Annotated in this window: 1 protein-coding gene; it reads right to left on the reverse strand. The window is 42.3% G+C overall.

The features are described 5' to 3' along the window. Positions 1-218: 218 nt before the first annotated feature. Positions 219-463, reverse strand: a 245-nt coding sequence (locus NE664_13795; protein ID MCQ4727706.1) for a hypothetical protein, incomplete at its 5' end; no start/stop codon positions are given.

A 463-nucleotide genomic window follows, 5' to 3' on the forward strand; every position in this document is an offset into this window, starting at 1 on the left:
CGGAGTTCTGCCTTCGCAGACTGCATTGTGGTCACAGTTATAATTCAGGCCGTATCCATCAAGTATCATAAGTACTACTGGTTTCTTGCTCATATCTTAATCTCCTTATCTTGTTTTTTCTATATAATGGTAATTATCTTCTCACAACTCTATATTCTACATGATTTACGGATATCTTGCAACTGCTGAATGACAAATATTTGTCATATCGTAACAGTTCAGCCTTCACTTCCGGCTGCCGTTGTTTCTGCGGCTTTTAAGGGATAGCAATGGTGCAGCAGCACCTGGTCCGCATCTCCCCCAAGCTTCTGGTAGAAAGCATCCGTAATTCTGTTCGCAACCATATCAGCCTCCGGTTCAGATAAATCCGTCACCATAATCAGGAACTGGCAGCTGCTGTATTTCGTATATACATCTCCACAGCGGATCGAATACTGGATCATTTCTCTTAAAAGCTCCATCT

Origin of the sequence: Anaerotignum faecicola, from assembly GCA_024460105.1 — a bacterium.
In the GTDB taxonomy this organism is placed as follows: Bacteria; Bacillota; Clostridia; order Lachnospirales; family Anaerotignaceae; genus JANFXS01.